Source organism: Intrasporangium sp., from assembly GCF_036566125.1.
In the GTDB taxonomy this organism is placed as follows: domain Bacteria; phylum Actinomycetota; class Actinomycetes; order Actinomycetales; family Dermatophilaceae; genus Intrasporangium.
Window position 1 is genome coordinate 1 of sequence record NZ_DATCWX010000334.1, and the last position, 6,204, is coordinate 6,204.

The window sequence follows — 6,204 nt, forward strand, 5'->3', positions numbered from 1 at the left end:
CGCTCGGCGTCCTGCTCGTCGGCGCAGTGGCGCTCTGGCTGGCAGGTGGGCCGCCGTATGCCGCTGGGCTCGTCCTCGTGGCCGGTGTCGCGGGTGCCTGGCTCGTCACGTGGCATGCGGTGCGACGGCTGGGCGGGGTGACCGGTGACGTCATCGGGGCTGCAATCGAGGTCGCGCTCCTCACGTCCATGGTTGCGGCGGCGGTCGTCGCGTCGGTCGGTGGTCGCTGAACTGGATCTCTCCGTGCGCGCCCCCCCGCTCCCCGTAACTCTGGCCCGGGGGTGATCAGGCCAAGGCCTGCTCCACCTTCGCCATCGCTTCCGACTCGTTCGCCGACGTGTCGTCGGCGGCCGCCGCGACGTCACGACTGCTCTGCAGCACCGTCGCCCGATAGCTCTCGACCAGGTCCGGCGCCTTGGCGCGTAGGGTCGACATGGCCTGCCGTAACCGGTCGAGCGCTGCCGCCTCCAGCTCCTCCCTGGAGCCCGCGCGAGGCATGCTCGGCAGCCCACCCTGGACGAAGAGGTCGCGGATTGCGGGTGGTGCGGACTTCACCGCCTTCGAGGCGGCGAACGACTCGCGGAAGGTGTCGAGGAAGCCGCTCTCGGCCTGTGACACCAGCGCTGCCGCCATGATGGCGGCGGAGCGGACCAGGTCTCGATCCTCGTCCGTCAGTGGGGCACGGTCAGCAGCTGCTCGTGGCGTCTCAGTCATGGCTACGCCGTACCCCTCGGGCACCTCGCCGAACCGTCGTCAGGACTCGCGTACCTGGACCTGGACGAACGGCGGCTTGACGACCTGCGCCGCCACGCTGCGGCCGCGCACGTCGATCTCGACGGCGTCACCCTCGGACAGATCGGGGTCGAGCAGGGCCAGTGCGATCCCCTGCCTCAGCGTCGGGGAGAACGTCCCGGACGTCACCTCACCGACCTGGGCGCCCTCCTTGGACACGGTGCAGTGCGGCCTCGGGATACCCCGTCCGGTGACGAGCAGCCCACGGCTGAGGCGGGTCGGGTTGGCCTTCTCGGCGAGCAGGGCGTCCTTGCCCCAGAAAGCATCCTTCTTCCAGCCGACTGCCCAGCCGGCTCGGGCCTGCACCGGGGAGATGTCCCGCGACAGGTCCTGGCCGTGCAGCGGATAGCCCATCTCGGTGCGCAGGGTGTCCCGGGCACCGAGGCCGCAGGGCTTGCCGTCGTAGGGGGCGATGGCCTCCGTGAGGGCATCCCACAGCGCAGGTGTGTCGTCCCAGCGGGGGACGAGCTCGTAGCCGCGCTCCCCGGTGTAGCCGGTGCGGCACACGATGACGGGATGCCCCTCCCAGTCGGCCTCGGCGAAGGACATGTAGTCGTGGCCGGTCGGCAGCCCGAGGGCGTCCAGCACCTCGTCGCTCTTCGTCCCCTGGACGGCGACGATGCCGTAGGCGTCGTGGAGGTTGGTGATCTCGATACCGGTGGGAGCGGCGGCCTCGAGGCGGCGCACCACCTCGGCCGTGTTGGCGGCGTTGGGGATCAGGAACACGTCATCGTCGGCCTTGAGGTAGACGATGAGATCGTCGACGACACCGCCGGACTCGTCGCAGCAGAGGGTGTACTGCGCCTGCCCCGGCGAGATGCGCCGAAGGTCGTTGGTGAAGCACGAGTTGACGAAGTCGGCCGCTCCGGGACCCTTGACCGAGGCCTTGCCGAGGTGGCTCACGTCGAAGATGCCGACCCGCTCTCGCACTGCCGTGTGCTCCGCGACGACACCTCCTGCCGGGTACTCGATCGGCATGTCCCAGCCGCCGAAGTCCGCCATCTTCGCACCCAGTGCGACGTGGCGGTCGTGCAGCGGCGAGAGCTTGGGGGAAACGGTCTCCGACGTCGTTGGCACCATGGCGCTCAACTTATCGCGGCTGGACGGGACTTATCATCGACGCCACAACGCCCGGATGCCGGCACGACCGTGCCGCGTGGACCTGTGGGATCGGGCCCCTGTACCTGACAAGGAGTCCCTTGTGGCGAACCTGACCATCTCGTCCCGCCCGGCCGACAAGGCGGCCGGCGACGCCGTCGTCGTCGGTCTCGTCGCCGGTGAGGACAACGCGAGCCTCGCGCCGAGCCACGGCCTCCCCCGCAAGGCCGTCGCCCACCTCGAGGCCGTGATCTCCGATCTCGACCTCACGGGCAAAGCGGGGGACACGACGGTCGTCGCCGCCGTGCCGGACGTGGCCGCTCGCGTCGTGGTGCTCGCTGGTGTCGGTGAGCTCGACGGGCGCGCCGAAGGTGAGGTCCTGGAGGACGTGCGCCGTGGCTTCGGCGCCGCGGTGCGGGGACTGGCCAAGAAGAAGAAGGTCGTGGTCGTCGTACCGGGCAACTCCAACTCCCTCGTCGCGGCCGCCGCCGAGGGCGCCGCACTCGGCGCCTATGGTGTGCCCAAGGCAGGCGCGAACGGGGAAGCCGTCTCGTCGATCGCCCTCGTCGGCCCGGCGGACGCGGCGGCCCGCCGGGCGGTCAAGCGGGCAGCCGCCCTCGGAGATGCCGTGGCTTACACCCGCGACCTAGTCAACCTGCCGCCCAACCTCCTCTACCCCGAGACCTTCGTCAGCTCCTTGGAGAACCGCGTCAAGGGGACCAAGGTCAAGCTCAAGACCTACGACCTGAAGCAACTCCGTTCCGGCGGCTTCGGGGGCATCGTCGGTGTCGGGCAGGGATCGGCCAACGAGCCGAGGATCGCGGTGCTCAACTACACCCCTGCCCGACCGAAGGCGACCATCGCGCTGGTCGGAAAGGGGATCACGTTCGACTCCGGCGGCCTGTGCATCAAGCCGGCGGCGAGCATGCTGACGATGAAGAGCGACATGGCCGGAGCGGCTGCGGTCGCAGCGACCGTCCTCGCCATCGCCGAGCTGGGCCTGCCCGTGGCGGTGACGGGTTACCTGGGCCTCGCCGAGAACATGCCGAGCTCGACGGCCCAGCGGCCGAGCGACGTGGTGACGATGCGCGGCGGCAAGACGGTCGAGATCCTCAACACCGATGCCGAGGGCCGGATGGTGCTGGGTGACTGCATCGCCCTCGCGAGTGAGACCTCCCCCGACGCCATCGTGGACGTCGCGACTCTCACCGGTGCGCAAGTGGTGGCCCTCGCGAACACTGCAGCCGTCATGGGCAACGACGACGACTTCCGCACTCGTGTCATTGAAGCCGCCGCTGCCGCCGGGGAGGCGATGTGGCCGATGCCGCTACCCAAGGAGCTGCGCCCCGCGCTCGACTCGATCAACGCGGACCTGGCACACAAGGGCGGTACCGAGGGCGGGATGCTCACCGCCGGGATCTTCCTCGGCGAGTTCGTCGGCGAGGGCATCCCATGGAGCCACATCGACATCGCTGGACCGTCGTTCAACGACAAGGCAGCCAACGGCTACGAGCCGAAGGGCGGCACCGGCTTCGCCGTGCGCACGCTCATCTCACTCGTCGAGAGCTACGCCTGACACACCAATCGAGTGTGCAACTCAATCGAGTGTGCAACTTCTGCCCCTGAGCGCTCAGAGCGCCGTTATCGGGAACGGGCAGAAGTTGCACACTCGATTGGCACACTCGATTTCTCAGCCGCCGGCCTTCCGACGGAACATCTGCTGCGCCTTGGCCGGACCGTGTGAACCGTGCACCTTGGAACGGTCCTGGTCGTCCGAGACGTCCTTGCCGCCGTGCGCGTGCTTCTTCGCCAGTGCCTCACGGAACTTGGCCTTCATCTCCTCGCTGGGCCCGGTGGCGGAACCCTCCTGCTTGGACACGTGTACCTCCTGCAGCGACGGGACGTGACATGCCCACCCTGTCAGCCCAGCGGCATACCTGCCAATGCTTTTGGGTCACACGCGGTCACGCGTCACCGCGTCGTTTGCGGCTGTTCCACTGCCGCATTCGATTCGGGTAACCCGTGTGGTTGACGTCATAGACGGGGACGCCGAGACGCTGGGCGAGCGCGAACGCATCCTTGCGCTCCCCTACAGCGCGCCGGGTCCACTCGCCATCCCAGGCGATGAGCACGATGGTCGTCGGCGTGACGCTCGTGGCTGGTTCCACGTAGGCCTCGACGCCGCGACGGTTCTCCACGAAGGAGCGCAAATGTGCCTCGACGGCCTTGCGGTCGATGTCCATCAGGGGGCCGTCGGACCGGCCCAGGCTGGGCATGTCCTTGGAGCGACGGCGACGGGAGAACCAACCCATGCCCGCACTGTACGACGGCTCAGGCAACCCCACGGACGACGACCGACGAGACTCACCTGCCTGTGACGTCGCTCTCGATCAATGACAAGATGCTTCTTGCGTGACCCATCCCGTGACGCACCCGCATGACCCACCCTGTCATCGAGCCAGCGAAGGAGCACCACCCCATGTCGGCTGAAGCCGTCGGCGACTATGACGTCGTCATCCTCGGCGGTGGGTCGGGCGGGTATGCCTGCGCCCTCCGGTCGGCGCAATTGGGCCTCAGGGTGGCCCTCGTCGAGAAGGGCAAGCTGGGCGGCACGTGTCTGCACCGGGGGTGCATCCCGACCAAGGCCCTGCTCCACGCCGCTGAGGTCGCGGACACGGCCCGAGACGGTGCGCAGTTCGGCGTGAAGTCGACCTTCGAGTCGATCGACATGGCAGGGGTCCACTCGTACAAGGATCGGGTCGTCAGCCGGCTCCACAAGGGACTCCAAGGGCTGGTCAAGTCCGGCGGCATCGACTACGTCGAGGGCAGTGGGGCGCTCGACGGGCCGCACACTGTCGTCGTCGGCGATCGCCGCCTGACGGGCAGGAACGTCGTCTTGGCCACCGGCAGCTACGCGAGGTCCTTGCCGGGCCTCGAGATCGGCGGCCGGATCATGACCTCTGACGAGGCGCTGAGCATCGACCACGTCCCGGCTCGGGTCATCGTGCTCGGAGGCGGTGTCATCGGTGTCGAGTTCGCCTCCGTGTTCCGCAGTTTCGGGGCCGAGGTCACGATCGTCGAGGCGCTACCCCGGCTGGTGCCGGCCGAGGACGAGGCCGTCAGCAAGCAGCTCGAACGGGCCTTCCGCAAGCGCAAGATCGCGTTCAAGACAGGCGTGCGGTTCGCCGGCGCCACACAGTCGGGAGATGTCGTCAGGGTCTCGCTCGAGTCAGGCGAGAGCATCGAGGCCGACCTGCTCCTCGTCGCGGTGGGTCGTGGGCCGGTGACGGAGGGCCTCGGCTACGAGGCCGCCGGTATCACGATGGATCGCGGCTTCGTGCCAACGGACGAGCGCCTGCGCACCAACGTTCCGGGCGTCTACGCGGTCGGTGACATCGTGCCGGGGCTGCAACTCGCTCATCGGGGATTTGGCCAGGGCATCTTCGTCGCTGAGGAGATCGCCGGCCTGTCCCCCGCCGTCATCGAAGAGTCCGGCATCCCGCGCGTCACCTACTGCGATCCGGAGATCGCCAGCGTGGGGCTGACCGAGGCCGAGGCCAAGGACACCCACGGGGAGGTCGAGATCCAGGAGTACAACCTGGGCGGGAACGGCAGATCCCAGATCTTGGGCACGCAAGGGTTCGTCAAGCTCGTTCGGCGCAAGGATGGACCCGTGGTGGGCGTTCACATGATCGGTGCCCGCATGGGGGAACAGATCGGCGAGGCACAGCTGATCGTCAACTGGGAAGCCCACCCCGAGGACGTCGCCGGGCTCGTTCACGCACACCCGACACAGAACGAGGCACTCGGTGAGGCCCATCTGGCCCTCGCTGGGAAGCCGTTGCACGCGCACGCTTGAGCCAGTCACTGGGAAGAGGAGAGAACACGTCATGTCAGAACGCGTGACCATGCCGGCCCTGGGCGAATCCGTCACCGAAGGAACCGTCACCCGCTGGCTGAAGAGCGTCGGCGATCGCATCGAGGTGGACGAGCCACTGCTCGAGGTGTCGACGGACAAGGTTGACACCGAGATTCCCTCTCCAGTAGCAGGCACCCTCCAGGAGATCCTCGCCCAGGAGGACGACACGGTCCCTGTCGGAGCGGACCTCGCCGTGATCGGCGACGGTGAGGCGGCTGCGTCCGACCAGCCCGCGTCCGCGCAGGAGGCGGCCCCCGCTGAACAGGCGCCGGCGGAGCAGGCGGCGCCGGCTGAGCAGGCGGCGCCGGCTGAGCAGCAGGCCGCTCCCGCTCCCGAGGCCCCCAGCACCGAGCAGGAGCCGCAGCCCGCGACGAGCGAGCCCGAGGCGGCCCAGG

8 protein-coding genes are annotated in these 6,204 nt (G+C 68.6%); 4 read left to right on the plus strand and 4 right to left on the minus strand.

Annotated elements, in window-relative coordinates; translation table 11 throughout:
* On the plus strand, positions 1-230 hold a 230-nt coding region (locus tag VIR15_RS20030; RefSeq protein WP_331931048.1), incomplete at its 5' end, for an adenosylcobinamide-GDP ribazoletransferase.
* Between the two features lie 55 nt (positions 231-285).
* Here VIR15_RS20030 and VIR15_RS20035 read toward each other — a convergent pair.
* Together VIR15_RS20035 and gcvT are read right to left on the minus strand one after the other, a co-directional pair.
* A complete protein-coding gene (locus VIR15_RS20035; protein ID WP_331931050.1) occupies positions 286-714 on the minus strand; it encodes a hypothetical protein in 429 nt (142 codons plus the stop codon).
* Between the two features lie 39 nt (positions 715-753).
* Positions 754-1,872, minus strand: coding sequence for a glycine cleavage system aminomethyltransferase GcvT (gcvT, locus tag VIR15_RS20040; RefSeq protein WP_331931052.1), 1,119 nt, complete (start codon positions 1,870-1,872; stop codon positions 754-756).
* 121 nt (positions 1,873-1,993) lie between these two features.
* Here gcvT and VIR15_RS20045 point away from each other — a divergent pair, with 121 nt between their 5' ends.
* A complete protein-coding gene (locus tag VIR15_RS20045) occupies positions 1,994-3,466 on the plus strand; it encodes a leucyl aminopeptidase (protein WP_331931054.1) in 1,473 nt (490 codons plus the stop codon).
* 114 nt (positions 3,467-3,580) lie between these two features.
* Here VIR15_RS20045 and VIR15_RS20050 read toward each other — a convergent pair whose 3' ends face one another.
* On the minus strand, positions 3,581-3,769 hold the full coding sequence (locus tag VIR15_RS20050) for a DUF5302 domain-containing protein (protein ID WP_331931056.1): 189 nt from the start codon (positions 3,767-3,769) through the stop codon (positions 3,581-3,583).
* A gap of 85 nt (positions 3,770-3,854) precedes the next feature.
* The gene (locus VIR15_RS20055) at positions 3,855-4,202 is read right to left on the minus strand and encodes a hypothetical protein (RefSeq protein WP_331931058.1); all 348 of its coding nucleotides are present in this window, start codon (positions 4,200-4,202) and stop codon (positions 3,855-3,857) included.
* A gap of 167 nt (positions 4,203-4,369) precedes the next feature.
* Here VIR15_RS20055 and lpdA point away from each other — a divergent pair, with 167 nt between their 5' ends.
* Together lpdA and VIR15_RS20065 are read left to right on the plus strand one after the other, a co-directional pair.
* Positions 4,370-5,749, plus strand: coding sequence for a dihydrolipoyl dehydrogenase (lpdA, locus tag VIR15_RS20060; RefSeq protein ID WP_331931060.1), 1,380 nt, complete (start codon positions 4,370-4,372; stop codon positions 5,747-5,749).
* Positions 5,750-5,780: 31 nt separating this feature from the next.
* Positions 5,781-6,204 (plus strand): biotin/lipoyl-containing protein (locus VIR15_RS20065; RefSeq protein ID WP_331931062.1); only part of this gene is annotated, 424 nt, incomplete at its 3' end.